The organism is Streptomyces sp. NPDC056503 (assembly GCF_042794995.1).
GTDB lineage: Bacteria > Actinomycetota > Actinomycetes > Streptomycetales > Streptomycetaceae > Streptomyces.
This window is the reverse complement of sequence record NZ_JBHTST010000028.1, coordinates 42,919-67,860: the sequence shown is the minus strand read 5'-3', so window position 1 is coordinate 67,860 and position 24,942 is coordinate 42,919. Positions and strand designations below refer to the sequence as shown.

The 24,942-nt window shown below is 72.5% G+C and carries 22 protein-coding genes and 3 pseudogenes; 14 read left to right on the top strand and 11 right to left on the bottom strand.

Annotation, left to right across the window (positions count from 1 at the left end; all coding sequences use genetic code 11):
• Window positions 1-33: 33 nt before the first annotated feature.
• Window positions 34-1,575, bottom strand: coding sequence for an AMP-binding protein (locus ACFQ8C_RS11745; RefSeq protein WP_383455099.1), 1,542 nt, complete (start codon window positions 1,573-1,575; stop codon window positions 34-36).
• Between the two features lie 106 nt (window positions 1,576-1,681).
• Window positions 1,682-3,034: pseudogene (locus ACFQ8C_RS11740) on the bottom strand (AMP-binding protein); the annotation flags it as partial.
• A 96-nt stretch (window positions 3,035-3,130) separates the two neighbouring features.
• Between ACFQ8C_RS11740 and ACFQ8C_RS11735 the strand changes: the two are divergent.
• Window positions 3,131-3,967, top strand: a complete 837-nt coding sequence (locus tag ACFQ8C_RS11735) for a LuxR C-terminal-related transcriptional regulator (protein ID WP_383455096.1) — start codon at window positions 3,131-3,133, stop codon at window positions 3,965-3,967.
• A gap of 6 nt (window positions 3,968-3,973) precedes the next feature.
• Here ACFQ8C_RS11735 and ACFQ8C_RS11730 read toward each other — a convergent pair whose 3' ends face one another.
• Window positions 3,974-5,074 carry a winged helix DNA-binding domain-containing protein gene (locus ACFQ8C_RS11730; RefSeq protein WP_383455094.1) on the bottom strand — a complete coding sequence of 367 codons (1,101 nt, stop codon included), beginning with the start codon at window positions 5,072-5,074 and terminating at the stop codon, window positions 3,974-3,976.
• 197 nt (window positions 5,075-5,271) lie between these two features.
• On the opposite strand from ACFQ8C_RS11730, the gene ACFQ8C_RS11725 reads away from it, so the two are divergent.
• The 3 genes from ACFQ8C_RS11725 to ACFQ8C_RS11715 all read left to right on the top strand — a co-directional run bounded on the left by ACFQ8C_RS11725 (window position 5,272) and on the right by ACFQ8C_RS11715 (window position 7,672).
• Window positions 5,272-6,378, top strand: coding sequence for a magnesium and cobalt transport protein CorA (locus ACFQ8C_RS11725; RefSeq protein WP_383455091.1), 1,107 nt, complete (start codon window positions 5,272-5,274; stop codon window positions 6,376-6,378).
• Between the two features lie 311 nt (window positions 6,379-6,689).
• Window positions 6,690-6,989 carry a hypothetical protein gene (locus ACFQ8C_RS11720; protein ID WP_383455088.1) on the top strand — a complete coding sequence of 100 codons (300 nt, stop codon included), beginning with the start codon at window positions 6,690-6,692 and terminating at the stop codon, window positions 6,987-6,989.
• Complete coding sequence (locus tag ACFQ8C_RS11715; RefSeq protein ID WP_383455087.1) at window positions 6,986-7,672, top strand: restriction endonuclease; 687 nt, start codon at window positions 6,986-6,988, stop codon at window positions 7,670-7,672. Before ACFQ8C_RS11720 ends, ACFQ8C_RS11715 begins: the two co-directional genes overlap by 4 nt.
• Window positions 7,673-7,735: 63 nt before the next feature.
• Here the strand turns inward: ACFQ8C_RS11715 and ACFQ8C_RS11710 are convergent, their stop codons facing one another.
• The 4 genes and pseudogenes from ACFQ8C_RS11710 to ACFQ8C_RS11695 all read right to left on the bottom strand — a co-directional run.
• Window positions 7,736-8,251 (bottom strand): hypothetical protein, encoded by a 516-nt coding sequence (locus ACFQ8C_RS11710; protein WP_383455085.1) that lies wholly within the window; start codon window positions 8,249-8,251, stop codon window positions 7,736-7,738.
• A 63-nt stretch (window positions 8,252-8,314) separates the two neighbouring features.
• Window positions 8,315-8,473: a hypothetical protein gene (locus ACFQ8C_RS11705; RefSeq protein WP_383455083.1), complete on the bottom strand. Its 159-nt coding sequence runs from the start codon at window positions 8,471-8,473 to the stop codon at window positions 8,315-8,317.
• A gap of 156 nt (window positions 8,474-8,629) precedes the next feature.
• The gene (locus ACFQ8C_RS11700) at window positions 8,630-9,067 is read right to left on the bottom strand and encodes an NUDIX domain-containing protein (RefSeq protein ID WP_383455080.1); all 438 of its coding nucleotides are present in this window, start codon (window positions 9,065-9,067) and stop codon (window positions 8,630-8,632) included.
• A gap of 30 nt (window positions 9,068-9,097) precedes the next feature.
• Window positions 9,098-9,205 (bottom strand): annotated as a pseudogene (locus ACFQ8C_RS11695) (SDR family oxidoreductase); the annotation flags it as partial.
• 35 nt (window positions 9,206-9,240) lie between these two features.
• Here ACFQ8C_RS11695 and ACFQ8C_RS11690 point away from each other — a divergent pair.
• The 5 genes and pseudogenes from ACFQ8C_RS11690 to ACFQ8C_RS11670 all read left to right on the top strand — a co-directional run.
• A pseudogene (locus ACFQ8C_RS11690) lies at window positions 9,241-9,363 on the top strand (CorA family divalent cation transporter); the annotation flags it as partial.
• A gap of 383 nt (window positions 9,364-9,746) precedes the next feature.
• Window positions 9,747-10,115, top strand: a complete 369-nt coding sequence (locus ACFQ8C_RS11685) for an LAETG motif-containing sortase-dependent surface protein (protein ID WP_383455104.1) — start codon at window positions 9,747-9,749, stop codon at window positions 10,113-10,115.
• A gap of 62 nt (window positions 10,116-10,177) precedes the next feature.
• Window positions 10,178-11,992 (top strand): DUF4012 domain-containing protein, encoded by a 1,815-nt coding sequence (locus ACFQ8C_RS11680; RefSeq protein ID WP_383455078.1) that lies wholly within the window; start codon window positions 10,178-10,180, stop codon window positions 11,990-11,992.
• A 322-nt stretch (window positions 11,993-12,314) separates the two neighbouring features.
• Window positions 12,315-13,784 (top strand): glycosyltransferase family 4 protein, encoded by a 1,470-nt coding sequence (locus tag ACFQ8C_RS11675; protein ID WP_383455075.1) that lies wholly within the window; start codon window positions 12,315-12,317, stop codon window positions 13,782-13,784.
• Window positions 13,781-14,935 (top strand): glycosyltransferase, encoded by a 1,155-nt coding sequence (locus ACFQ8C_RS11670; protein ID WP_383455072.1) that lies wholly within the window; start codon window positions 13,781-13,783, stop codon window positions 14,933-14,935. The genes ACFQ8C_RS11675 and ACFQ8C_RS11670 overlap by 4 nt, the downstream gene beginning before the upstream one ends.
• Here ACFQ8C_RS11670 and ACFQ8C_RS11665 read toward each other — a convergent pair.
• Together ACFQ8C_RS11665 and ACFQ8C_RS11660 are read right to left on the bottom strand one after the other, a co-directional pair.
• A complete protein-coding gene (locus tag ACFQ8C_RS11665; RefSeq protein WP_383455069.1) occupies window positions 14,916-16,382 on the bottom strand; it encodes an oligosaccharide flippase family protein in 1,467 nt (488 codons plus the stop codon). The two genes, ACFQ8C_RS11670 and ACFQ8C_RS11665, sit on opposite strands and share 20 nt — an antisense overlap.
• 98 nt (window positions 16,383-16,480) lie before the next feature.
• On the bottom strand, window positions 16,481-16,684 hold the full coding sequence (locus ACFQ8C_RS11660) for a hypothetical protein (protein WP_383455066.1): 204 nt from the start codon (window positions 16,682-16,684) through the stop codon (window positions 16,481-16,483).
• 96 nt (window positions 16,685-16,780) lie between these two features.
• Here ACFQ8C_RS11660 and ACFQ8C_RS11655 point away from each other — a divergent pair, with 96 nt between their 5' ends.
• Both ACFQ8C_RS11655 and ACFQ8C_RS11650 read left to right on the top strand, forming a co-directional pair.
• The gene (locus ACFQ8C_RS11655; protein ID WP_383455063.1) at window positions 16,781-19,381 is read left to right on the top strand and encodes a polysaccharide biosynthesis tyrosine autokinase; all 2,601 of its coding nucleotides are present in this window, start codon (window positions 16,781-16,783) and stop codon (window positions 19,379-19,381) included.
• Window positions 19,378-19,944 carry a low molecular weight phosphatase family protein gene (locus ACFQ8C_RS11650; protein WP_383455061.1) on the top strand — a complete coding sequence of 189 codons (567 nt, stop codon included), beginning with the start codon at window positions 19,378-19,380 and terminating at the stop codon, window positions 19,942-19,944. Before ACFQ8C_RS11655 ends, ACFQ8C_RS11650 begins: the two co-directional genes overlap by 4 nt.
• Here ACFQ8C_RS11650 and ACFQ8C_RS11645 read toward each other — a convergent pair.
• Together ACFQ8C_RS11645 and ACFQ8C_RS11640 are read right to left on the bottom strand one after the other, a co-directional pair.
• Window positions 19,920-20,924 carry a polysaccharide deacetylase family protein gene (locus ACFQ8C_RS11645; RefSeq protein WP_383455059.1) on the bottom strand — a complete coding sequence of 335 codons (1,005 nt, stop codon included), beginning with the start codon at window positions 20,922-20,924 and terminating at the stop codon, window positions 19,920-19,922. The two genes, ACFQ8C_RS11650 and ACFQ8C_RS11645, sit on opposite strands and share 25 nt — an antisense overlap.
• Window positions 20,921-21,766: a class I SAM-dependent methyltransferase gene (locus ACFQ8C_RS11640; protein ID WP_383455056.1), complete on the bottom strand. Its 846-nt coding sequence runs from the start codon at window positions 21,764-21,766 to the stop codon at window positions 20,921-20,923. The genes ACFQ8C_RS11645 and ACFQ8C_RS11640 overlap by 4 nt, the downstream gene beginning before the upstream one ends.
• 142 nt (window positions 21,767-21,908) lie before the next feature.
• Here ACFQ8C_RS11640 and ACFQ8C_RS11635 point away from each other — a divergent pair, with 142 nt between their 5' ends.
• From ACFQ8C_RS11635 to ACFQ8C_RS11625, 3 genes are all read left to right on the top strand, one after another.
• Window positions 21,909-23,027 carry a glycosyltransferase family 4 protein gene (locus tag ACFQ8C_RS11635; RefSeq protein WP_383455053.1) on the top strand — a complete coding sequence of 373 codons (1,119 nt, stop codon included), beginning with the start codon at window positions 21,909-21,911 and terminating at the stop codon, window positions 23,025-23,027.
• The gene (locus ACFQ8C_RS11630) at window positions 23,024-24,100 is read left to right on the top strand and encodes a GNAT family N-acetyltransferase (RefSeq protein WP_383455050.1); all 1,077 of its coding nucleotides are present in this window, start codon (window positions 23,024-23,026) and stop codon (window positions 24,098-24,100) included. Before ACFQ8C_RS11635 ends, ACFQ8C_RS11630 begins: the two co-directional genes overlap by 4 nt.
• A gap of 107 nt (window positions 24,101-24,207) precedes the next feature.
• A complete protein-coding gene (locus tag ACFQ8C_RS11625) occupies window positions 24,208-24,798 on the top strand; it encodes a sugar transferase (RefSeq protein WP_383455047.1) in 591 nt (196 codons plus the stop codon).
• The last annotated feature ends 144 nt before the right edge of the window (window positions 24,799-24,942 follow it).

Genomic DNA, 24,942 nt, shown 5'->3' with positions numbered 1-24,942 from the left:
GCGCGGACCCGGGCCACGGGCCTGGCGCGGCCGTCAGTTCACGCCCCGGTCGAGCCCGTCCCAGTAGGGCTCGCGGAGCTTGAACTTCTGGATCTTGCCGGTGGCGGTGCGCGGGATCTCCTGCCTGAACTCCACGCTCGTCGGGGCCTTGTACCCCGCCATCCGTTCCTTGCAGTGCGCGATGATCTCCGCCTCCGAGACCGTCGCGCCGGCCTCCGTGACGACGAGCGCCTTGATCGTCTCGCCCCACTTCTCGTCCGGTACGCCGATGACGGCCACCTCGGCCACCGCCGGGTGGCGGAAGACGACGTCCTCGACCTCGATCGACGACACGTTCTCGCCGCCGGTGATGATGACGTCCTTCTTCCGGTCCGAGATCGTCAGGTGGCCGTCCAGCTCGTCGAACGTGCCGCCGTCACCGGTGTGGAACCAGCCGTCCTCCAGGGCGGCTCCGGTCTCCTCCGGCTTGTCCCAGTAGCCGTCGAGGACCGTGTTGGACCGGGCCAGCACCTCGCCCGTACCGGAGAGTTCCATCTTCACGCCGAGCGCGGGCAGCCCGGCCCGCGACAGCCTGCGCGCCCGCTCCTCCGCCGGCAGGTGCGCGTCGGCCGGGCGGGTGCGGTTGAAGGTCAGCAGCGGCGAGGTCTCGGTGAGACCGTAGATCTGGGTGAACTCCCAGCCCAGTTCCTCCTCCACCTGCTGGATCAGCCGGCTCGGCGGCGGCGCGCCCGCGCACACGATCCGCACCCGGTCCCGGCCCGGGACCGGCCCCTCCCAGTCGGCCGCCGCGTCCACGACCGCCTTCCAGACCGCGGGCGCCCCGCACATCAGGGTGACCCCGTGCGCGTCGACGCGGCGCAGGATCTCCGCGCCGTCGACCTTGCGCAGCACCACCTGCTTCACGCCGAGGCCGGCCATCACGTACGGCATGCCCCAGCCGTTGCAGTGGAACATCGGCAGCGTGTGCATGTAGACGTCCCGCTCCCACACCCGCGTGTGGAGGCCGAAGGTCAGGCCGTTGACCCAGATGTTGCGGTGCGTCAGCTGCACGCCCTTGGGACGGGCCGTCGTGCCGGAGGTGTAGTTGACGGTCGCCGTGGCGTCCTCGTCCGGCGCCGACCACGGACGGGGCTCGACACCGAACCGCATCAGTTCCGTGTCCGTCTCCTCCCCGAGCACGAAGCGGTGCCGCGTCCTGATCCCCGACAGCGCGGCGTCCAGTTCCGGGTCGACCAGCAGGACCGAGGCCCCGCTCTGCCCCACCACGTACGCGACCTCCTCCGGCTTCAGCCGGAAGTTGACCGGTACGCAGATCCGGCCGCTCATCGGGATCGCGAACAACAGCTCCAGGAGGCGGGCCGAGTTGTGGCTGGCCACCGCCACCCGCTCGCCCTCCCCCACGCCCAGCGCGTCGAACCCCGCCTGCCAGGCCCGCACCCGCTCGGCGAAGCCTCCGTAGGTCGTCGTGGGAACGGCCCGCGCGGGCTGGTCCGGTTCGTCCACCACTCCCACGCCGTCGCGGAATCCGAGCTCCGCCCGCTCCAGGAAGTCGGTGATCGTCATCGGTACACGCATCGGTGTCGCCTCTTCGCAGATAGGGGCCGGTCCCGGCGGCACGCCGCCGGCGGGACAGGCCGTTGGATCCGGAGAACGCCTAACGCGCCATCCAAACAGAGGAACCGGACGCCGTCAGGACCTCGCCGGCCCGGCCGGCGTGGTGGAGGTAGCCGTCCTCGTCACGGGTGCCGAGGTCGCCGGTGCGGTAGTAGCCGCCGGCCATCGACCGGACCGTCCGTTCCGGGTCGTCGTGGTAACCCGTCATCAGGCCCGCGGGGTTGGTGGACAGGTCGAGACAGATCTCGCCCGCCGCCGCGTCCGGGCGCCCGGTCACCGGGTCCACGAGGGTGACGGCGTACCCGGGGCTCGGGCGGCCGACGGCGCCCGCCTTCAGCGGCTGCCCGGGGGTGTGGGAGACCGGGACGGCGGTCTCGGTCTGCCCGAAGCCGCCGCGGAGGGGGACGCCCCAGGCGCTCCCGACCGCCTCCGCGACCCCGGGGTCCAGCGGCCCGCCGGCGGCGACGGCCTCGCGCGGCGGAGCGGCGGGGCGGCCCGGGCCGGCCCCGGCGAGCGTCCGCCACACGGCGGGCGGGGCGCAGACGGACGTCACGCCGTGCCGGTCCAGCACGGCCGGCAGCCGGCCGGGGTCGAGGTCGAGGCGCGGGGAGGCGTGGACGAGGACGGTGGCCTCGGCGTTCCAGGCGGCGAAGAGGGTGGACCAGACGTGGTCGGGCCGGTCGGACGGGGCGATGCCGAGGTGCACGTCGCCGGGGAGCAGCCCCCTCCAGTACATCGTCGCCAGATGCCCCACGGGGAGGGAGGTGTGGCTGTGCTCGACGAGTTTGGGGCGGCCGGTGGTGCCCGGGGTGAAGCAGAGCATCAGGGTGTCGTGCGCGAGGGTGACGCCGTCGGGCTCGAAGACCTCCGACTCGCGGGCGGACAGTTCGTACCCCAGCCAGTTCACCCCGTCGCCGCCGATCGAGACGCGGGTGTAGTCGCCGGGCACGTCGGCGAAGCGCTCGGTGGACTCCGAGCGGACGACGACGTGCCGGGCCCGGCAGCGCTCGACCCGCTCCCGGAGTCCGGCGGGGTCGAGGCGCGGGGAGACGGGGACGACGACGGCCCGCAGCTTCATCGCGGCGAGCGCCGTCTCCCACAGCTCGGGCCGGTCCTCCGGCATCACCACGATCCGGTCCCCGGCGCGGACGCCCTGCGCGCGCAGCCAGTTCGCCACCCGGTTCGAGCGGGCGGACAGCTCCGCGAAGCTCACCCTCGTCTCCGGGACGTCCTCGCCGACGATGTGCAGGGCGGTGCGGTCGTTGCCCTCGGCGATGACGTCGAACCACTCCAGCGCCCAGTTGAACCGGTCGGGGCGGGGCGGTACGAAGCCGGCGCAGGCGGCCTCGTACTCCTCACGGTGCCGGATCAGGAAGTCCCGGGCGGTCCGGAACTCCTCGGTGGCGCCGGTAGCCGTCATGCGTCCTCCTCGTTGCGGGACAGGTCCCGCCCATCGTGTAATCGGTGCCCCGGGTCCCACTACCCCCGTTCGGGGGTGAAGGAGTGGTGTTCTTCCGTGTCCGAGCGGATCGAAGAGGTGGAGCTGCGCACCGCGCTGGTACGGCTGCGGCGCGGCAGCGGGCTGCCCGTGGTCTTCGGCGGCCTCGTGCCGGACGGCGGACGGCCGCTGCGGATCGCGCAGCTCCACGGCGCGGTCACCCCGGCGCTCCAGGGCCTGGCGATCTCCCCCGGCACCGGCCTGGGCGGCAAGTGCGTGGCACTGGCCCGCCCGTGCGCGGTCACCGACTATCCGGTGGCCCGGCACATCACCCACGAGTACGACCTCCCGGTGTCGGCGGAGGGCCTGCGCTCGGTGATCGCGGTGCCGGTGGTCGTCCGGCGGCAGGTGCGCGGGGTGCTGTACGGGGCGCTGCGGGACGCCCTGCCGCTCGGCGAGCGGGTCTTCGACGCGGCGGTGACGGCAGCCAGGGACGTGGAACAGGCGCTGGTGGCGCGCGACGAGCTGAACCGTCTCGTGGGCCCGGCGGCCCCGCCGCGCCCGGCCGCCCCCGGACCGTCGTGGGAGGAGGTCCGGCACGCCTACGGCGAGCTGCGCGCGCTCGCCCCGCAGGTCGTGGACGAGGAGCTGCGGGCCCGGCTGCTCGCCGTCTGCGGCCGCCTGGAGACGGCCGCGGGCACCCCGGCGGCGCCGCCCGGCGTGGCGCTGACGCCGCGCGAGACGGACGTCCTGGCGGCGGTCGCCTCCGGTGCGACGAACGCGGCGGCGGCCCGGCGCCTCGGGCTGCGCCCGGAGACGGTCAAGGGCTATCTGCGCTCGGCGATGCGGAAGCTGGGCGCGCACACCCGCCTGGAGGCGGTGGTGGCGGCCCGGCGGGCGGGGGCGCTGCCGTAGACCCCGCTACGCGCGCAGGACGAGGTCGTACGCGTCGCCGTCGGGGACGGTGAGGCGCAGGAGGCGTTCGGCCTCGTCCGTGAGGGCCGTGCGGTCGGCGCGCGTGATCCGGTCGAAGGGCTCGACCGTCAGGGTGGTGCGCCCCTTGGTCTCCTCCAGGTACCAGAGTCCGGCGAGCGTCCCGTCGAGGAGGAGGACGCGGTGGGCCTGGTTGCCGGTCCAGGTGCGGCCCTTCAGCGCGGCGGGGACGATCCGGGTGCGGTCGGCGTGCGAGAGGAGGAGGTTGTCGAACTCGGGCAGGAGGCGTGGCGGGGCCGGGGTGTCCTCGTCGGGGCGGGGCGCGTCGGGCAGGTCGAAGAGCTCGGTGCCGTGCTCGTCCCGGAGGACGAGGAGCCGGGGCCGCAGCCGCTCGAAGGCGGGCCGCAGGCGGGTGAGCCCGCACCAGGTCTGCATGTCCTTGACGGAGGCGGGCCCGAAGGCGCCGAGGTAGCGCAGGACGGTCTCCTCGATCGCGGCGGCCTCGCCGTCGGGCCCGCCGAACCACTCCCGGGTGGTGGTGAGCGCGACCTGCCCGCTGCGCCGCCACAGCCCGCGCGGGGTGACCTGCACCATCGTCAGCAGGCAGCGGGCGGCGATCGTGAGGGCCAGCGGGTCGGCGTCCGGCCACGCGCGGAGGAGGTGGTCCCGCAGCTCCTTCGGGGTGCGGGGCCGCTCCTCGACGTGTGCGGTCGCCAGGGCGGTGAGCCGGTCGAGGTCGACGCCGACGAGGCCCTTGCGGAAGGCCTTCAGCTCCCGCTCGACGGCCCCCGCCTGGACGAGCCGGCGCAGGGGGACGGCGTCGCGGGCGGTGTGGGTGTGCACGGTGGACCGCAGGGAGACGATCCGGGCGACGGCGCGGGACTCCATCAGCGCGGAGAGCTGCTCGGGCCGGAAGCCGGCGAGGCGGGCGGCCAGGGCGTAGTACGGGGGCTTGGTGTTCTGGGCCTGGAGCCCCACCAGGTGGTGCACGGCCTCCTCGGGCCCGAGCGGCGAGGGCCAAAGGAGCAGCTGGCGGGCGAGGGTGGCACGGCCCAGGGCGCGGCGCGAGACCGTGGGAAGGGAGTCCATGCGGGGACGCTACAAGGCATCGAGGACAGTTCCTGTCCTCGATCGCCGCGCGATGCGCCGCGCCCCGCTCCCGCCCCTCCTCCACCCCTCTTCCCGGCGCCCCCATTCCCCCCCATATATCCTGATGGCCGCCTCCTCCCCCGCGAGGATCCGGAAGGGTTCGGAGGGCCCGCCAGCAGCCGACGGAGGTACGCACCGTGTCCGACCGCCACCCCCGCGCGGCCTGGCGCCGCCACCAGGAGGGCCCCCAGGTGCCCGCGCCCCCGGATTCCTCCGCCGAGGGACCGAGCGTGATCCAGGCGACCCTGTACCGCGACGGCCGCAAGGTGTCGTCGCCGGCGACGCTGTCGGAGACGTACCGGCAGCTGCGCGAGCATCCGGACGGCATGGCGTGGATCGGCCTGCACCGCCCGACGGAGCAGGAACTCCACTCCCTGGCGGCCGAGTTCGACCTCCACGAGCTCGCCGTCGAGGACGCCCTGGAGGCCCATCAGCGCCCCAAGCTGGAGCGGTACGGCGACACCCTCTTCGTGGTGCTGCGCGCGGCCCGCTACCTGGACGACCAGGAGGAGGTCGACTTCGGCGAGCTCCACGTCTTCGTGGGCCCCGACTTCCTCATCTCCGTCCGGCACGGCGCGGCCCCGGACCTGTCGGCGGTCCGCCGTCGCATGGAGGAGGACCCGGACCTCCTCGCCCTCGGCCCCGAGGCCGTCCTCTACGCCATCCTGGACGCGGTCGTCGACGGCTACGCCCCGGTCGTCGCCGGCGTCCAGAACGACGTCGACGAGATCGAGACCGAGGTCTTCGGCGGCGACCCCGCCGTCTCCCGCCGCATCTACGAACTCTCCCGCGAGATGGTCGAGTTCCAGCGCGCCACCCGCCCCCTCGTCGGCATGCTCCACGGCCTGATGGCCGGCTTCGCGAAGTACGGCACCGACGAGGAGCTCCAGCGCTACCTCCGCGACGTCGCCGACCACGTGACCCACACCAGCGAACGCGTCGACGGCTTCCGCCAGGCCCTCACGGAGATCCTCACCGTCAACGCGACCCTGGTCACCCAGCAACAGAACGCGGAGATGCGGGCGTTGGCGGAGGCCGGCTTCGAACAGAACGAGGAGATCAAGAAGATCTCCGCCTGGGCCGCCATCCTCTTCGCGCCCACACTCGTCGGCACGATCTACGGCATGAACTTCGACAGCATGCCGGAACTGCACTGGGCGGCCGGGTACCCCTTCGCGGTCCTGCTGATGGCGGCGGTGTGCACCAGTCTGTACGTGATCTTCAAACGCCGGGACTGGCTGTAGCCGGCCACCCGGGAACCTTGATCCACTTGGCATGAGCAGACCCGGCGCGGCGCCTCCGGAAGCCCCTGGGGAGAACCCGGGGGGAACGCGCCCGAGGAGGCGATCGGGCACGGGACCTCCACCTCGCCGAGGGGCGGCGCCCGGCGCGGTCCCACCTGGTCGCGCTCCGCGAGAACAGGCCATTCGACGAACCCCGTGCTTCCACGGCGCGGCACCCGGCCCCGAGACCTCGGCGCAGACCAGAGGTCCGCGCCGCCGGGCAGGAGCTCACGCGAGCATGGCCGACTCGCCCTCTTGCCACCCACTGAATCATGACGACACATCAGATTCTGTCGGTGGCCGCCGCTACAACCGAACCGGAGGTCCGCACGGTGCGGATCGATGGGGAGGGAAGCACCATGCCGAAGGTCCCGGACGGGTACGTGCGCGTACGAAGCCACCTCCGCCGCAAGCCGGGGCCGAACTCCGCCAAAGGGCTGAGCGTGTGGGCCGTGGCGGGCCTGTGCGCGGTGGCGTGGCTCTGGGGTCAGGTCTTCGGGTTCGGCGACGACTCCGCCGCACCGCCACCCGCGCCGAGGCCCACCGTCTCCGCGCCGGTGGACGGGCGGTGACGCCCCGGTCCCGGCGGAGGACCCGATGGCGGCCGCGCGGCACCACCGACGCCCTGGGCGCGGCAGCCGTCGTCCTCGCGCTCACGGTCGCCCTGGCACAGGCCGCGTCACGTCTGGTGTCGAAGGCCGCCGAGGCCTGGCCCCTGCTCGCCCTGGCAGGTCTTGTCTGCGCCGTCACCCTGGTGGGCCTCCGCATTCGGGACCGTCACCGGCGACGGGCGGACGGCCGGAGGCTCGCCCATCTGCGCATCTCCTTGCCGGAGCTGGACGCGATGGGCGACCAGGAGTTCGAGTACGCGCTGCGCGACCTCCTCGTCCGCGACGGCTGGACGGCCGAGAAGGTGGGCCGGGCCGGGGACCAGGCCGCGGACGTGATCGGCGTCCGGGCGCCCCTCGGGCGGATCGTGGTGCAGGCGAAGCACACCCGCGTCGGCGGCAAGGTCGGCTCGTCGGTGATGTACCAGGTGAAGGGCACCGCCGGTCCCGCCCACAGGGCGGACCATGCGGTCGTCGTCACCAACGGCGCGTTCACCCGCGACGCCATGGCCTGGGGCGACCTCCATGGCGTGCGGTGGGTGGACCGCGACCGGCTGAACCGCTGGGCGCACGAGGGCAGAGCGCTGCACGAGCTGCTGGGACTGCCGGCCAGACGCTCCCGCCCGCCCTGGCGCCGAGCGGCCTGAGGCACAACGCTCGCCCCCCACCGACGAGAACGGGTGGCACAGCGTGTGCTGTGCCACCCGTTCTCAGGTGAGGGCGAAGCCTTCCGGGCCGTACGCGGGGGCCGTCCCGAGCAGCGCGTCGACAGCCGCACGCCCCTTGCCGCCGGCCTCGGGCATGAAGTGGGCGTAGTGGTCGAGGGTGAGGGTGGGACTGGAGTGGCCGAGCCACCGGGCGAGGGTGACCACGGACTCCCCGACTTCGAGGATGACCGACGCGTAGGTGTGCCGGAGGACGTGGAAGCCGCCCTTGCGGGACGCCTTCCAGCGTCCGCCCTTCTCCCGCGCGGGGATGACGCCGGCCTTCGCGAGCGCGGGCTTCCACACCTCGACGTCGAAGATGTTCGCCCGGATCGCGTTGCCGTACGTCGTGGTCAGGACGAGCGGGAAGGCACGCCGCTCCCGCTCGGGCTCCGGACCGCCCCACGGCAGCTCGACCTCCGCGGCCGGATGCCGCAGGAAGCGGGCGGCCGGCTCGTCGGCCACCGAACGGGGCATGCCGACGGCTCTCGTCTTCCCGACCTTGGGCAGCGTGAAGTACAAGCGCCCATTGAGCAGTTGCACCTGGCGCCGCACCCGGATGACACCCCGCTCGAAGTCGACGTCCTAAGGCGAGAGGCCGAAGACCTCGCCCTGGCGCAGACCGCACCCGAGGGCGACGACCACCGCGATCCGGTAACGCGGGTTGATGACGTCCCGCACGCGCTGTGCGGTTTCCAGGGCCCATGCCTCCCGCTGGCCGTCGGGCGCCTTGGGCCAGCGCACCGACTTGGCGCGCATGGGGTTGCGGACGAGCCGCTTGTCGTCGATCGCCGTCTCGAAGATGTTCGAGAGGGTGGTGAGGACCTGCCGGGCGTACCGGGGCGCGCATGCGCCTTCGAGGGTGGCGATGTAACCGCGCGGGACGACGTACGCGCAGGCTCAGAGCGATGCCTCGACCCCGAGGCTTCCGGCGCCGATGGCCCCCCTCAGCACGTGGGCGATCTCCTCGGGCTTGAGGTCGATGCCGTCGAGCCCCTCCAAGGTCAACGGGACCTCCTCCAGCGCGTACTCGCCGCGGCCCTCGGCGCTGAACTCGGGACCGGTGCGGTCGTCGAAGGACCAGGTCGCGATGCGGGCGAGGTAGAAGAGCTGGCGCTCGTCGCCGGTCTCCACCGTGTGGAGGAGGCGGACGACGTCGGCCTTCCCCGCGATCTCCTCGTGGATCTCCCGGTGGAGGGCGGCCTCCCGGGACGCGTCACCGGGCTCGACGCCACCGCCGGGCAGGACCCAGTACTCGGGGATGCCGGGCCTGGTGCGGCGGATGACCAGCATCGTGTCGTCGGCGGTGACGAGGACGGCGCGGACTCGTTCGATCATTTCGGTTCGTCTCCTTGCTCGTTGACGGTCTCAGTGGAACAGCCGGCAGCCGTCGACGTGAACGGAATGCCCCGTGATGAACGAGGCGGAGGGGCCCACGAGGAACGCCACCAGGGCCGCGACGTCCTCGGGCCGGCCACGGCGCGGGACGCACTGGCAGGTTGGAAAAGGCTCATGGCATGAACTTCGACAGCATGCCGGAGCCGCACTGGGCGGCCGGGTACCCGTTCGCGGTCCTGCTGAGGGCAGCGCTGTGCACCAGTCTGTACGTGATCTTCAAACGCCGGGACTGGCTGTCGGAGGCGACCGGCCCACACGCCGCCGCCGTTCCCGGTGACCTCGGCGGCTTTGGCGGCCTTGGCGGCCCTGGTGACCGTGACGTCACGGTCGGCGGCGGCGAAGACGGGGGGCCGGTACGGTCGCCCGTTCGCGAGGGCGGGATTCTCCCTGGTCAGCTCCCTGTCGCCGGACCGCCGGCCGACGCGGCCGCCTCGGCCGACCGCCGCCGGGTTCACGCACGGGTCGGACGGAACGCGTGTTACACCATCCGATGCCTTCTGAAGGCCGCAGGGTTATTTGTCGCATGGAATCCCCATATATCCAGCTATCTAGTCTTCTAGATATCGACCACTGCCCACGCCACCACCAGGCCCTACCGAAGTAGAGGAGAGTGGAGAAGATGACGACATCGCCGAGATGGCGATCCGTTCTGGCCTCAGCCGCCACCGTTGCCGCGCTCGTCGTAGCACCGCTGGCGGGTGCGGGGACGGCCCTCGCCATGGACGACCCCCATCCCTCGAAGCCAAGCCATCCCTACCCGCCGAAGCCGGACCATCCCTACCCGCCGAAGCCGCACCACCCGTACCCGCCGAAGCCTCCGAAGCCGCACCACCCCGGCAAGCCGCATCACGGGGACCACCCGCACGGACCGCACCTCGCGGACACCGGTGACGACAACAGCGAGCTGATTCTGGGCGGCGTCGCGGCCGGCCTGGTCGCAGCCGGCGCCGGCACCGTGCTCGTCGTGCGCCGTCGTCGCCACTCATGACGGCTCCACGACCACGTATGTCATTCCGCGGGCGTCCCAGGCGTGACCGGGACGCCCGTGGGGTGCGTCGGCGCGTCCCCGGCCCCCTGGCCAGGAAGGCGCTGCTGGCCGCCGCCGTCCTTCCCCCGGCGGCGGCCGCCTGGATCGTCGTCACGGGCATGCTCGCCGTCGACGAGCTCCACGCGGCCCAACGCGACCTGAACGCGCTCCGGGAGTCGGTCACGGCGTCCGCGTCGGCAGGGCCCCGCCCCGCCTCGGCGGTCGCCTCAGGGCCGAACGCGGAGTCCGGTCAGGAGCGACTGCTGCGTTCGGCGGCCGCGCACGCGGCCCGCGCACACGACCTCACCACGGGACCCGCCTGGTACACCGTCGGCAAACTGCCCTTCCTCGGAAGGCCCTTCGAGACCGTGCGCGGCATCGCACACGCCTCGGACAGGCTGGTCGGTGACGTCCTGCCGCCGCTGGTCCGAGCCGTCCCCCGGCTCTCGGCGGAGGCCCACGCGAAGGGTGTCCCGCATGCCCTCCTGGAGCTGGAGCGCGAGGCGCCCGGGTTCGCCCGAGCCGCTCGTGTCGCGGCCGAGGTGGGCGACGCCGTCGACCGTCTCCCCCACTCCAGCTGGCTGCCGACGGCCGACCGCGGCCGTGCGCAGCTGGCGGATCAGCTCGACCGGCTCGTCCCGGGGACGCGCGACGCCGCCGTCGCGGCCCGCGTGGTGCCGTCGATGCTCGGAGCGCACGGGCCACGGCGCTACTTCCTCGCCTTCCAGAACACGGCCGAGGCCCGGGGCACCGGCGGCCTCCCGGGAGCGTTCGCCGTGCTCCGGGCCGACCGGGGCCGGCTGTCCTTCGAGCGCTTCGGCAACAACACCGAGCTGGACGGCCTCCGGGTGGAGGTGAACCTCGGAACCGAGTTCGCGGACCGGTACGGGAGCAACGAACCCGGCAGCGCCTGGGCGAACTCCAACATGAGTCCGCATTTCCCGTACGCGGCCCGCATCTGGGCCGCGTACTGGCGCGCGCACACCGGCCAGGCCCTGGACGGCGCGATCGCCATCGACCCCGGCACGCTGGGCCTTCTGCTGCGTGCCACCGGGCCGGCCCTGCTGCCCGACGGCACCGAGCTCACCTCCGACAACGCCATGGACCTCACCGAGCGGACCAGCTACGCGCGGTACGCGGACACCGCCCGGCGCAAGGCGTTCTTCGTCGAGGCCGCTCGTGCCGCCGCCGGGCGGCTGATGAGTGCGGTCGACGACCCGAAGCTGCTCACCGCGCTGGTGGACGCCGTCCGCGACGTACAGCGGGAAGACCGCATGCAGGTGTGGAGCGCGCACGCGGCCGAGGAGCGGCTACTGGTGTCGCGGGCGTTCGGAGGCGCGCTCCCCGACACCCCCGGTCCCTTCGCGGGGCTCGTGGTGAACAACGCGGCCGGCACCAAACTGGACTACTACCTGGACCGGAGCCTCGTCTGGGCGCCGGGTGCCTGCACGGACACCGGCCGATCGGTCACCGCGACGGTGACGCTCACCAATCGGGCGCCGACCTCGGGCCTTCCCGAGTACGTCACCCAGCGGGTCGACGTCCCGCCCTACCGGACCCTTCCGGGGGACAACCGGCTGCTGGTCGATTACTACGCCGGCCAGGGAGCGACCCTGGAGCGGGCCACTCTGGACGGTCGCAGGGTCGAACTGATCCCCGGCGTCGAGCGCGGCCACCCGGTCTACACACTCGACCTGGAGCTGCCCCGGCAGTCCAGCCGCACGCTGGTGCTGCACCTCCGCGAGCCCGAGGCCGACGGCCCCCCGACGATTCTCCGGCAGGCGCTGGTGACGCCGCTGCGGGCCACGGTGAAGCAGGCCGCTCCATGCCGTGACTGAGCGGGAAGCCCTTCCAGGACGCCGCTCGGCTCCGATCGTGTCGCCCCACGGCAGCGTGCGCGTCGCCACCGCATCGTGCGCGTCGCCACGGCATCGTGCGCGAGGAGCGAGGGACGACGGGCGATCCGGCACACCCGTCGACGGGCCCAAGGAGCCGATCGGGGGAACAACCACCACAACGCGCTGAAAGCGGTGGGTTTCGGTCGCTTCGAACCCTAGGCTGCCCTGCGATCCCTGGCGTCCGTACGACCGATGCCGCCATGTCTCGTCAGCCACCTGTCGCTGCACCTTGACGGGATCCCGCAGCGGACGGAGAGGATTCATGCGCCAGGAAAAGGCGGAGAAGGCGGGACGTCCCGACGGGCTCCCCGCCGCGGCGGCGAGCGCCGAGGGCGGTGCCGGCGACGCGGAAGAGGGCGGGCCGGGGCTCGACGGCGCGGCACGCGGGCTGCACATCGTGCTGGTCGCGTACGGCTGCGATCCCACGCGCGGCAGTGAACCGGCCGTCGGGTGGGGCTGGGCCGAAACGCTCGCGAGACGTGGGCACACCGTAGAGGTTCTGACCCACCCCGACCGGGACAACGAACGCCAGATCAGGCGTCGGGTAGCGGAGCTGGGGGACGTGGGGAAGCGGATCAGACCGCACGTCATCCCGGCGCCGCGCCTCCCCTCCTGGACTGCCGTACTGCCCGGCTGCGTGCGCGACAGCGCCCGGAACTTCCTGCGCTACGACGGCTGGCAGCGCCGGGCCCTGGCCCATGCGCGCAGCCATGGGCTCGACGGGGCGGACCTCGTGCACCACGTCTCGTTCGTGTCCCTGCAAGGCGGCTGTGCGCTGCACCGCCTGGGACCGCCTTTGGTGTTCGGCCCCGTCGGCGGCGGCCAGACCGCACCGCACAGCCACCGGCGTTACCTCGGCTCGGAGTACCTGCAGGAAGTGGTACGGACCTTGAGGGTCCGTCACCTCGGCCGTCGACCGTTGTGCCGTACGACGCTCCGCGAGGCGGCGGCGGTACTGGTCACCAACTGGGACACGGACCGGCGGGCCCGCCGTCTGGGCCGCACCGACACCCGTCTGATGCTGGCCGACGGCATCCACGAGTCGGTGATCCGAGAGCCGCTGGAGGCTCGGCAGGCCCGGTCCCCGCTTCGCCCGCCGACCATTCTGTGGGTCGGCGGACTGACCGCGCACAAGGCGCCCGAGCTGGCGCTGCGGGCGATGGCGCATGTCCGGTCGGAACATCCGCGGGCGCGCATGGAGTTCCTGGGCGACGGGCCGCTGCGGCCCTCCCTGGAACGACTCGCGCGTCGTCTGGGCGTGAGCGAGTCCGTCGACTTCCGGGGCGAGGTGCCCTGGACGGAGGTGCGCACGGCCTACGACGCCGCCGACGTCTTCCTGATGACCAGCCTGCGGGACTCGTTCGGCACGCAGTCGCTGGAAGCGTGGGCGAGAGGCCTGCCCGTGGTACACCTCGGTCACCAGGGCATCGGTGACTTCTCGGCCCCCGGCGGGGCGGTCTCCGTCCCGCTCGGCGACCCCGCCGATCTGCCCCAACGCCTCGCACGTGCGCTCAACGCCGTGCTCGACGACGAACAGACACGCCACGGCATGCGCGAAGCGGCGTTGGCGTGGGCGCGCAAGCACACGTGGACGGCAAAGGCCGAAGCCGCCGAAGAGCTCTACCGCGCCGTCCTGTCGGCCGGCAGGCCGTCTGCCACGCCCGCTGTCGCGGACCGTCCCGAACAGGGCGTGGCCGAGGCCGCCGCCCTCACGAACCCCGGTCGCGGGTGACTGCGTTGCGGATCGCCGTCGTCCACAGCTTCTACTCCTCCGGGCAGCCCAGCGGCGAGAACGAGGCCGTACGCGACCAGGTCCGCGCCCTGCGCGCGGCCGGACACGACGTGGCCGTCGTGTCCGCCCACACCGACGAACTGGCCCGCGGCCGCCTCTATCCGGTGCGGGCGGCCACGACCGTCGCCACCGGCAGGGGCCGGACCCCGGTCGCCGCGCTGCGGGCCTTCGCCCCCGACGTGGTGCACGTCCACAACCTGTTCCCGAACTTCGCCCGCGGCTGGGTGCGCGCCTGGGACGGCCCTCTGATCGCCACCCTGCACAACTACCGTCCGCTGTGTGCCGGCGCGACCCTCTACCGCGCCGGCAGCCCTTGCACCAGTTGTCTCGACGGCGACCGCTGGGCGGCCGTCCGGCACGGCTGCTACCGCGACTCCCGGCTCGCCACCGCGCCTCTGGCCTGGGCCAACAGGCGGGGGGCGACGGGCGATCCGCTGCTGAGCCGCGCCGACCGGCTGCTCGTGCTCTCCGAGCTCAGCCGCAGGATGTACCTCCGGGCCGGGATCGCCGCCGAACGCCTCGCGCTGATCCCCAACTTCGTCGAGGAGCCGGCCCCCGGCACCGACGGCGCGTCGGACGGGCGGTGGGTCTTCGCCGGTCGGCTCAGCGCGGAGAAGGGCGCCCTGGACCTGCTCCGCCGGTGGCCGGAGTCCGAGCCTCTGGACATCATCGGCGACGGCGAACTCCTCGACCGGGCCCGGGCGACGGCACCCTCGTCGGTGCGGTTCCTCGGGCGGCTGGACCGCGCGGAGCTGCGCCGACGGCTGCCGTCGTACCTCGGCCTCGTCTTCCCCAGCCGCTGTCTGGAGGGCGCCCCCCTGGTGCAGGTCGAGGCGCTGGCGGCCGGGCTGCCCATCCTCGCCTTCGACGGTTCGTCGGTCGCCGAGTCCGTTCGGTCCCTCGGGACCGGTGCGGCCGTCGGCTGGGAGGAACCGCTGCTGCCCGTCCTGACCGACGCGGCCGAACGGTTCCCCGGCCTGCGTGCGCACTGCCGCCGTGTCTTCGACAGCTACTTCACCGAGCGTGCCTGGCTCGGGCAGGTCGAGCGGCTCTACCGCGAGACGGTGGGCATCAGCCGGCGCGTCCCGTGACCAGTCCGCGGGAGACGGCCGCCGAGTACAACGGCAGCCTGCGGCGCAGCACGATACACACCAGGGCCACCGGAACCATGCCCAGCAGACCGTGCGCTACCTGGGTCAGCGGCCCGGTGCCGTAGCCCGCCGCCAGGTGCCCGCTGCCGTACAGCGCGGCGCCGACGGCGGCATGGACGGCGTACGGCCGGACCAGCGCCGACAGCCGGCACAGCCCGGACCGGTGCCAGCGGACGAGCTGCTCCAGATGACCGACGCCGGCGGCGACGGACGCGGCCACGGCGACAAGCGCCATGCCCTGGCCGGCCACCACCGCCAGCCCCACGAGGACCACCGTGGCCGTCAGCACGAGCAGTTGGGTCCGCAGCAGGCTGCCCAGCTCCCTGCGGATCTCGTCCGCGGCGTAACTGACCTGGCAGAGCAGGACGAGCGGGGCGCCCGCCGCCATGACCGGCACCAGCGCACCCGCCGCTTCCCATCCGGGTCCGAGCAGGAGGGCCAGCGCGGCCGGGCCGACCCCCGCCAGCACGCCGAAAGCGACGAACGCGACCGCGGAGGTCGCGCTGAGCACGTCGGGCAGCACCGTGCCGAGAGTCCGTCCTTCTCCGTTGATGCGGGCCAGTGACGGCATGACGGCACGTCTCAGGCTCTGGCCCAGCGTGGCGATCGGCAGGCCCACCGCGAGCGTCGTGCGGGAGAACTGACCCGCTGCCGCCGCTCCGTGGAACCGGGTGACGGCCCACAGGGTGACGTCGGCCGCCGTCATCTGGATCATTCCGTAGCCGGCGAAGGCTCCGGACATGCGCAGCATCTCGCGAGGCGGCACGTGGGGGCCGTCCGGGAGCGGCAGACGTGCCAGCCGCACCGCGGCCACCAGGAGGGTCACCGCGGGGGTCACCACCTGGGCGACCACCAGTCCGTACGGACTCCAGCCGAGGGTCAGCAGGACCGCGCCGACCGCCATGCCGGCGAACTGGGCCACGGTCTCGGTGACGGCGCAGAACCGCGCGTGATCCAGGCGGCGCAGTGCCGCGACGGCCACCTGCGAGGGCGCCTGGGCGAGGAAGTACACGCCGTAGAGCTGCACCATCGGAGCGACCTCCGGCGGTCCCCATACGGTGGCCGCCAGCGGGGCGACCGCCTGGCTGACGGCACAGCAGAGGACGCCGCTCAGCGCGGAGACGCGGTACGCGCACCGGACGGTCTGCCGGGTCAGCTCCTCGGCCCGCAGCAGATAGGTGGCGAGTCCCGCTCCGGCCACGTACCCGAGCACGGTGGTGGCCGCGGCGGCCGCGGCGAAGGCACCGAAGCTCTCGGGAAGAACGACGCGCGCGGTGTAGGCGGTGTAGCAGAGCTGCAGCACCGTGGCGGCGATCGCCGAGGCGTAGTTCCAGACCAGGGCGACCATGGTGGTGCGCGCCTCGGGTGCCGAGGTGACGTCGGACAAGTGCTCCCCCAGATCTCGGTGTCTGCGCCCGGTGTAGTCGGGATCCTCCGTCAGGAGCGGGCGCTCTTCCACGAGCGACATCCCGCGCCCGACGACATTCACGAGTCGAGGCAGTACGACGGTGGGCAGATGGCCCAGGACTCGGCCGATCGTGGGATGTTCGGACCGGTGCGCGTCCCGAACGGACGGCGGCCGGTCCCGCCGGGCTCGGCGCGTCCGGCCTCGTCGCCGAAGCGGACGCGCCGTGACCGGGCGGCATCCGGGTCGCGCGCCACCGCCACCAGGTCAGAGCTGTGCAACACGCCCGAGGACGCCCCTCTGCGGGCCGGCCCGTCGGTAGCATGTCCGTTATGTCACGAGCTGTTACTCAGCGATCGGTAGTGGACGAACGACCACGCATGCCACTGATCGCCATGGCGGCTTTCTGGACGCTCCTGGGAGGCATCCCCGCACAGTTCGGGCTGAACGGCGCCGCCACGGTACTGATCTTCCTGGCCGCCGTGGTCGCGCTGCCCTACGCCACACTGCGTCGGCCCGTCCCCGCCCAGGCACTCCGCTCCGCCGCCCTCCGGTCCTCGGCAGGGGTGCCCCTGCCCCTGTGGCTCTTCGCCGGCCACGTGCTGGCCTCCGAGATGCACCAGCGGACCTCGGCCGGAGCCCAGAACGCCCTGGTGTACCTGTCCTTCGTGGCCGTGACCGCTCTGGCCGCCGCGTGGACCACGGCGGAGTCGCCTCTGCTGCTTCTGCGCTGGCTGCGCGCCGCGGCCGTGACGGCCGCCCTCGGCTATCTGGTGACGGTGGTCCTGTTCGGGCCGGGGAACGGCGTCGTCTATCCCGGGCGCCTGTTCGGCGAGGTCATCTGGATCGGGATGGTCGCCGCCGTGCCGCTGGCGAGCCGTTCGCGCCGGGGCTGGCTCGCGCCGCTCCTGCTGGTGACCGCCGACATCCTGTCCCTGTCCCGTACGTCCGCCGCCGTGTGCCTGGCGCTGGTCCTCGGGATGGTGCTCAAGGGCCGCGGTCGGGGCGAGTTCCGTCGGGCCGCCGTCCTCACCGTGGTGATCGCGACCGCGGCGTACCTCCTGGTGGACTGGTACCGGCCGCTGCAGGACCGCTTCACCCAGAACGACAGGCAGACCTTCGCCGGGGTGGAGATCGGCACGTCGGGGCGTTCGTGGCTGTGGGAGACCACCTGGGCCTCCATCAAGGAGGCTCCGTGGCTCGGCCACGGCCTCGGCAGCGTGGAACGCGTCGTCGGCCATCCGCACAACGACTACCTGAGGCTGTGGCACGACCTCGGGCTGCTCGGGCTCGGCCTGTGGACGCTGGCGTTCCTCGCCATCGGCCGCGGGGTGTACCGCCGCAGACGCGCCGCGCGGAGCGACGACGACTGGGCGATCCACCAGGCGGCCCTGCTCGCGCTGGTCGGGCTGGCCCTCAATGTCGCCACCTCCAACCTGCTCGTCTACCTGTTCGTGATGATGCCGGTCGCGGTGGTCATCGGCACCAGCATGGGCCGGCCCGGGAGCGACCTGAATTCCCGTCAAAGACACCCAAGTTCCTCACCTCCTAAGGGGTGCACGTTGGATCTGCGCGGTTTCCTCAAGGCCCTGCGGCTGCGATGGCTCTCGATCACCGCACTCGCTCTCCTCGGTCTGGGCGCCGGAATCGCCTTCACCTCGTTCTCGACTCCCCAGTACCGAGCCACCAGTCAGATCTTCGTCTCCGCCCGCACCACGTCGGACATCGCGGAACTGAACGCGGGCAGCGCGTTCTCGCAGGCACGGGTGGAGTCCTACGCCGACATCATCACCAGCCCCCGGATCGCCCAACGCGTCGTCAAACGGCTCGGGCTGCCGATGGCGCCGACCCGGCTGGCCAAGCACATCAGCGCCGAGGTCAAGGCCGGCACGGTGCTCATCGACATCACCGTCACCGACCCCAGTGCCTCGCTGGCCGCGCGGATCGCCGACACCGTCGCGGACGAGGCGAGCAGGCAACTGGTCAGCCTGGAGACGCCGCTCGGGGAAAGCACGTCCCCCGTGAGCATCGGCATCACGCGCGACGCCGCGACGCCCACCGCCCCGATCAGTCCCAGGCCCCTGCTCAACGCCGCGATCGGCCTGCTGGCCGGGCTTCTCGCCGGTGTCGGCCTCGCCGCCCTGCGCGACACCCTCGACACGACCCTGCACACCAGCTCCGCGATGACCGAGGCGACCGGGCTGGCGGTGCTGGGCACCGTCCCGTTCGACAAGGAGGCGCCGCACAAGCCGCTCGCAGCCGGCCCGGCAGCCCACGGCGCCCGCGCCGAAGCCTTCCGGCTGGTGCGGACCAACCTGCAGTTCGCCCAGGTCGACCACAGGCCCCGGGTGATCATGGTGACCAGCCCGCTGCCGGGCGAGGGCAAGACCAACACCGCCACCAACCTCGCGCTCTCCCTGGCCGAGACGGGTGCCAGAATCTGTCTGGTCGACGCCGACCTGCGCAACCCCTGTGTCGCCAAGGCCTTCGGACTCGTCCAGGGCGCCGGTCTCACCAGCGTGCTCATCGGCGCGGCGACCACCGACGACGTACTGCAGCAGTTCGGGGAGCAGGACCTCAGCGTGCTCACTTCCGGACCGATCCCGCCGAACCCGGCGGAGCTGCTCGCCTCCGACCGGATGCGGCAGATCCTGCAGGACCTGACCGAGGAGTTCGACACGGTCGTCGTGGACAGCGCCCCCCTGCTGCCCGTCGCCGACACCCTGGGGCTCGCCCCGATCGTCGACGGAACGGTCCTCGTGGTACGGGCCCGGCGCACTTCGGCCGAGCGCGTGAAGGCCGCGATCGACGCTCTGCACTCGGTGAGCGCGCCACTCCTCGGCAGCGTGCTGAACATGGCCCACCTGACCGGCAAGGGCTACGGATACGGGTACGGCTACGGGGAGCGCCCCTCCGGCCCGGAGGAGCTTCTGGTACCGCCCCGGAAGGCGGAGGCCGACGTGATCGAAAGCGCGAGATGAGCGTGTTCACGGTGTTGTTCGTCTGCACCGGCAACCTCTACCGGTCACCGATCGCCGAACGGCTGCTCCCCGCGCGTCTGGGCGCCGGCGCCGGGGGGTTCCGGATCGTCAGCGCCGGAACGGCGGCGCGACCGGGGGCTCCGATGAGTCCTCGGAGCGCCGCCGTGATCGAGGACCTCGGCGGCCTGTCGGCCGGGTTCACGGCCCGGCGCCTGTCGGCCGAGCTGATCGACTCGGCCGACGTGGTGCTCGGGCTCGCGCGGGAGCACCGCGAGGCCGCGGTACAGCTTCGGCCCGCGGCGCTGCGGCGCAGCTTCACCCTGGAGGAGTTCGTGCGCCTCACGGGTGGACGGCGTTTCGAGGGTGACCCCGGGGCCGCGGTGGCCTGCGCCGCCGCGGCCCGCGGCCGGACCGCCCCCGTGGCGCCGGAGTGGGACGACGTCGAGGACCCCGACGGCCGCCCCCTCTCCGAGTTGCGCGACTGCGCCGCCCGGATCGACCGGGCGCTGCGCCGGATGGCGGCAGCGCTCGCGGTCGGTCAGGACCTGCCGGTGAGTGGCTGACCCACTCGCGCGACGACACGGGCAGCCCGTCGCCCGACGCGGAACAGGGCGGGATGCAGCCCGGAGAGGATGGTCTCCAGCCGGTCCACACTGGTCCGGCTGGAGACCACGAGCCGATCGATGCGCAGCGGGTGACGGGCCCCCGGAGCGGCCAGCCGGTGGTTGTACAGGAATCCGGAGCGGTAGCCGGCCTGCGCGAGGAAACGGTGGGCCCGCTCGTCGACGTTGCCGTTGGGGTAGGCGAAGGAGGACGGCGGGCGGCCGATCAGCTCGGTCAGCCGCTCGTGCGCCCCCAGTACTTCCCTGCGCACCTGATCGTCGTCACAGCGGTCGAGGCAGGGGTGGGTCAACGTGTGGTTGCCGATGACGACGCCGCCCTCCTCCAGTGCCCGCAGCTCGGGGGCGGTGAGCTGCCGCGGTCGCGGACTGGGCACGGTGGCCGTCGCCCGCAGCTCCGCCAGGGCGAGCTGGCGGTCGCGCTCGGACAACAGCTTCAGGGTGTGCGGGGTGAGCTCGGGCCGGGTGGGGGGGATCCGGTGGGTGGTGCCGCCGTACCGGACCAGATGCTCGGCCTCGTCCCACCAGAACGGGGCGCTGGCCCCCACCAGCCCGGGAATGACGAAGCAGACGGCCGGAATGCCGCGCGCCGCCAACAGCGGCAGGGCGTGGGTGTACACGCTGCGGTCGCCGTCGTCGAAGGTGACGAGCACGCTGTGGTCGGGGAGCGGCCGGCCGCCGTGGGCCGCCTCCTCGACCTGCTCCAGGGACACCGGTACGAACGAGCGCCGCAGCAGGTCGAGGTGGGCCTCGAAGGTCGTGTGGTCCTCCACGCCGTGGTAGCCGAGGACGGCGAGCCGGCCCGCGGCCCGGCGGAGGAACCAGGCCTGGGCCGGCGAGCGGGACAGCGCCGCGTCCGGCGCCTGCCAGGAGTCGTACCGCGCGTACCAGCCGGCGAGCCTGGCCCTGACGGCCGGGTTCACGCTCGGACCGGGGCGGGGAACGACGCGCCGATGCCGACGCCCCGGTACCAGTGGTCGTGCGGCTTCTCGTTGAAGTGGAGGAACTCGCGCTGCTGCTCCTCGGCCCAGCGCGACAGCTCCTGCCAGCAGTAGCTCTTCGTCGCCACGACGACCGCGCCAGGTGCCAGCAGGGGGGTCGCCGCCGCGAGTTCGGCACGCTCGTGTTCCGGGGTGTAGCCCGTGTCCACGAAGAGGAGATCGATCGGCCGGCGCCGGGCCACCGGACTCGCGAGGAACGAGAGCGAGTCACCGACCACGTGCTCGATCACCTGGTCGTAGGGGGGAAGAATCAGTTCACCCGAGCGGTCGTCGATGTCGACGGTCGCCAGGCGGCCCCGGCCGTTCTTCAGCATGGCGGCGGCGATCACCGCGCTCCCCATGCCGCGGTTGGTGCCGGTCTCCACGACGAACTCCGGACGGAGCGCACGGACCATGGCGTACCAGCCGATCCGCCGGCCGTAGCGGACCACCCGGTCCGTGATGGCGCTCCGGTCGCCGGCGGCCAGGCCGTCGGCGATGACCCGGCGCAGCTCGTCGTCCTCCTGGAGCTCCGCCAGGTAGCCGCGCACGACGTCCACCCGGCTGCCCGTCACCGTGCTGACGAACCAGGCCAGGTGCTCCATGTTCAGCGGTTCGAGATCGTAGGTGTAGTGGACGTACTCGCGAGAACGCACCAGCCAGGAAGCCGTCTGCCTGACGACACGGGCGTTGTGCCGTGCCACCTTCGCGAGGCGTCCCGGAAAGGCGGCGTAGTGCGCCAGCGGACTGGCCGCGATTCGACGGGCCAGCTCATTGCTCTGCATGACTACTCCTAATGAGTCTTCTCCGACTCCACTGCCGATTTCTTGGCTTGCCGTTCACGGCTTTCATGGCAATTTATCCAGCATGGAAAGAAAGTCCCGATCGACACGCCACCTCGCGGACCGGCCGCAAGTGGTTCTCCTGGTGCCTTTCCTCTCCGAGTTCCGGCGCTCCTTCTACGGCCGCCTGGAAGAGGATTTGGACGCCCGCGGAATCCGCCTCGTGATCGCCTACGGTGCGCCGTACAGCGGAGATCAGGAAGCGCGCCAGGACCTCATCCACATGGACGGAGCAGTGCGGCTGAAACAGTGGAGCGCGTGGGTGGCGGGCCGGCCGCTGGTCCACAAGCGCCTGGGGACGCTCGCCCGCTCGGCGGATGTGGTGGTGGTCGACCAGTCCCTTCGGAACATGGAGCTGTATCCCCTGCTGCTACGGCAGCTGACGGGCCGGGGGCCGACCGTCGCGATGTGGGATCACGGTCGCACCTACACCCGTCCGCAGTCCGGACTGGAACAGTCGCTCAAGTACTCCCTCACCCGGCGCGCCCGCTGGTTCTTCTCCTACACCGCCGGAGGAGCGCGAGCCGTCACCGAGCACCGTTTCCCCCGCCAGCGCGTGACGGTCGTCCAGAACGCCGTCGACACCAGGGCGCTCGGCGACGCCTACCGGAGCGTGACCGAGCACCAGGCCGCCGAGCTGCGCCGGAAGTACGACCTCACGGCCGGCCGCACCGGCCTGTTCGTCGGGGCCCTCAGCTCCAGCAAGCGGATCCCGTTCCTCATCGAGGCGGCCGAGCGGATCGCCGACCGGCTGCCCGGCTTCCGGCTGCTGGTGGCGGGAACCGGTCAGGAGCAGCGGGTCATCGACGCCGCCGCGGCACGGACTCCCGTCGTCGTCCCCGTCGGCCAGGCGTTCGGTGATCACAAGGCGCTGCTGGGCGCGGTGTCCGACGTCATGCTGATGCCCGGCCTGGTGGGCTTGTGCGCGGTCGACTCGTTCGTCCTGGAAGCCCCCATCGTCACGACCGCGTGGCCGTGGCACGCCCCGGAGTTCGAGTACCTCGAACACGGCCGCAACGCCTTCGTCGCGCCGGACGACCCGGTGCGGTACGCCGCCGCGGTCGCGGATCTGCTCGGCAGCTCCGAACGGCTCGACGCCATGCGCCGGGAATGCCGGGGGGACGCCCGCCGGTACACCGTCGAAGAGATGAGCCGGCGGTTCGCCGACGGTCTCGTCGACCTCCTTGAGGACAGACACAGATGACCCGGACCGAGACCGCGCCGGCACCCGCCGCCACCGGCTTCGAGGTCCACCGCACCCCGAGCGGCCTGGCGCCGTGGGCGGACGCCTGGCGCGACCTGGTCGCGGGCGTCCCCGGCTCCTCGTACTTCGTCACGCCGGACTGGGTGCTCGGCTCGTGGGAGGCCATGGACACGGCCGCCACCGCCGAGGTGGCGGTGTGGACCGGACCCGGCGGGCGCGTGGAGGCGGTCGCACCCCTGGTACGCGTCCGGGAGCGGCTGCATCGCCGGCTCCCGCTCCCGGTGACCTGTTGGACCCTGCTCGGATCCGGCACCGACGCGGCGGACCACGGGCTGTTCCCCGCCCTGCCGCACCGCCGGGACGAAGTCCGCGCCTGGATCACGGCGCGTACGGGGAACGGCAGTTGCTGGTTCCCCGCGATGGACCGGGAGGCCGACCCCGGACTGCTCCCGCCCGGGACCCGTCGGATCGCCGGTACGACCTGCCCGCGGCTCGCGATCGGCCCGGGTGCCGCCGTCGGCTCCCGGAGTCTGCGGCAGCTCATGGCGCGGCGCCGACGGCAGCTCGCCGCGGCCGGCGTCTCCTTCCGCTGGGTGCCTCCCCAGGAGATGACGCCCGAGGTGATCGACACCGTGATCGGGCTCCACCAGGCGCGGCAGCGGGTGAAGGGCGTCACGACGGACTTCGGGTCCGGCCGACGCGACTTCCATCTGCGGCTCCAGGAGCGCGCGGCTCCCGGCCGCGGGCCCGCGGCCCTGCTCGCCGAGCGCGACGGCAGCCCGGTGGGTGCCGTCTACGGCTTCCTGTGGCAGAAGACGTTCGCCTATTACAACGGCGGCTGGGACGCGGCGTACGCCCGTATGAGTCTCGGCACCGTCCTGCTGGACCGGACCATTGCCGCGATGGCCGAGGCGGGCGTGGAGACCTTCGACTTCCTGCGGGGCGACGAGGCGTACAAGTACCGGTCGTTCGGCGCACGGGACCGCCACGACGAACAGTGGCTCAGGCCCCGCGGCCCGAGGGCGCTGCTCGCGGGAACAGCTCTCCGGCTGCACCGTCGATGGTCCGGCTGATTTCTCGCTCCACCGTCAATGTGCGGCGACCACAGCCGAGTAAGGATGGCGATAAGGCCCTGCCGCCCGAGCACCCCATTCTCATGTTTCCCCGAACGGATGCAACGATGTCCATCAAGCGACTCATCGATGTGACCGGCAGCCTTGTTCTGCTCCTGCTGGCCATCCCTCTGGTCTGCGTCATCGCCCTCGTGATCGCCTCGAATTCACCCGGCGGCGTGATCTACCGACAGGTCCGGGTCGGGCTGAACGGGCGTACCTTCGAGATGCTCAAATTCCGCACCATGCGGGTCGGGGCACACGCCGAGAGGGACTCGCTCACCGAACTCAACGAGACGGACGGCCATCTCTTCAAGATCCGCGACGACCCCAGGATCACTCCCGAGGGGAAGTGGCTGCGGCGGCTCTCGCTGGACGAACTGCCCCAGCTGGTGAACGTGTTGCGGGGCGAGATGTCCCTCGTCGGACCACGGCCGCTGCTCCACTCGGACTCCGGCTACACCGGCGACGCCCGCACCCGCCTCTCGGTGACTCCGGGACTGACCGGATTGTGGCAGATCAGCGGCCGGTCCCTGCTCGCCTGGGAGGAAATGGTCCGGCTCGACCTGTACTACATCAAGCACCAGTCCCTGACCCTGGACCTGGCCATTCTCGTCCGAACGGTCTCTGCGGTCCTGAGCTCCAAAGGCGCCTACTGAGCCGGATCACACGGCGATGCCCGGGGGCCCCCAGGGGCTAGACCCCCCCCCCCCACCAGACCGCCCGGCCGCGCTCCGCGAAAACCGGCCCACACCACCCCCGGGCGCCGCCACGGCCGACCCCCCCACAAAGTACGAAATGTA

Bases quoted from the DNA above. Each gene is read 5' to 3' on its own strand.
- ACFQ8C_RS11640 (WP_383455056.1), bottom strand. From the start codon at position 21,766: ATGCAGAGCAATGAGCTGGCCCGTCGAATCGCGGCCAGTCCGCTGGCG.
- ACFQ8C_RS11685 (WP_383455104.1), top strand. From the start codon at position 9,747: ATGACGACATCGCCGAGATGGCGATCCGTTCTGGCCTCAGCCGCCACC.
- ACFQ8C_RS11655 (WP_383455063.1), top strand. From the start codon at position 16,781: ATGCCACTGATCGCCATGGCGGCTTTCTGGACGCTCCTGGGAGGCATC.
- ACFQ8C_RS11720 (WP_383455088.1), top strand. From the start codon at position 6,690: ATGACGACACATCAGATTCTGTCGGTGGCCGCCGCTACAACCGAACCG.
- ACFQ8C_RS11650 (WP_383455061.1), top strand. From the start codon at position 19,378: ATGAGCGTGTTCACGGTGTTGTTCGTCTGCACCGGCAACCTCTACCGG.
- ACFQ8C_RS11700 (WP_383455080.1), bottom strand. From the start codon at position 9,067: ATGATCGAACGAGTCCGCGCCGTCCTCGTCACCGCCGACGACACGATG.
- ACFQ8C_RS11745 (WP_383455099.1), bottom strand. From the start codon at position 1,575: ATGCGTGTACCGATGACGATCACCGACTTCCTGGAGCGGGCGGAGCTC.
- ACFQ8C_RS11625 (WP_383455047.1), top strand. From the start codon at position 24,208: ATGTCCATCAAGCGACTCATCGATGTGACCGGCAGCCTTGTTCTGCTC.
- ACFQ8C_RS11630 (WP_383455050.1), top strand. From the start codon at position 23,024: ATGACCCGGACCGAGACCGCGCCGGCACCCGCCGCCACCGGCTTCGAG.
- ACFQ8C_RS11675 (WP_383455075.1), top strand. From the start codon at position 12,315: ATGCGCCAGGAAAAGGCGGAGAAGGCGGGACGTCCCGACGGGCTCCCC.
- ACFQ8C_RS11730 (WP_383455094.1), bottom strand. From the start codon at position 5,074: ATGGACTCCCTTCCCACGGTCTCGCGCCGCGCCCTGGGCCGTGCCACC.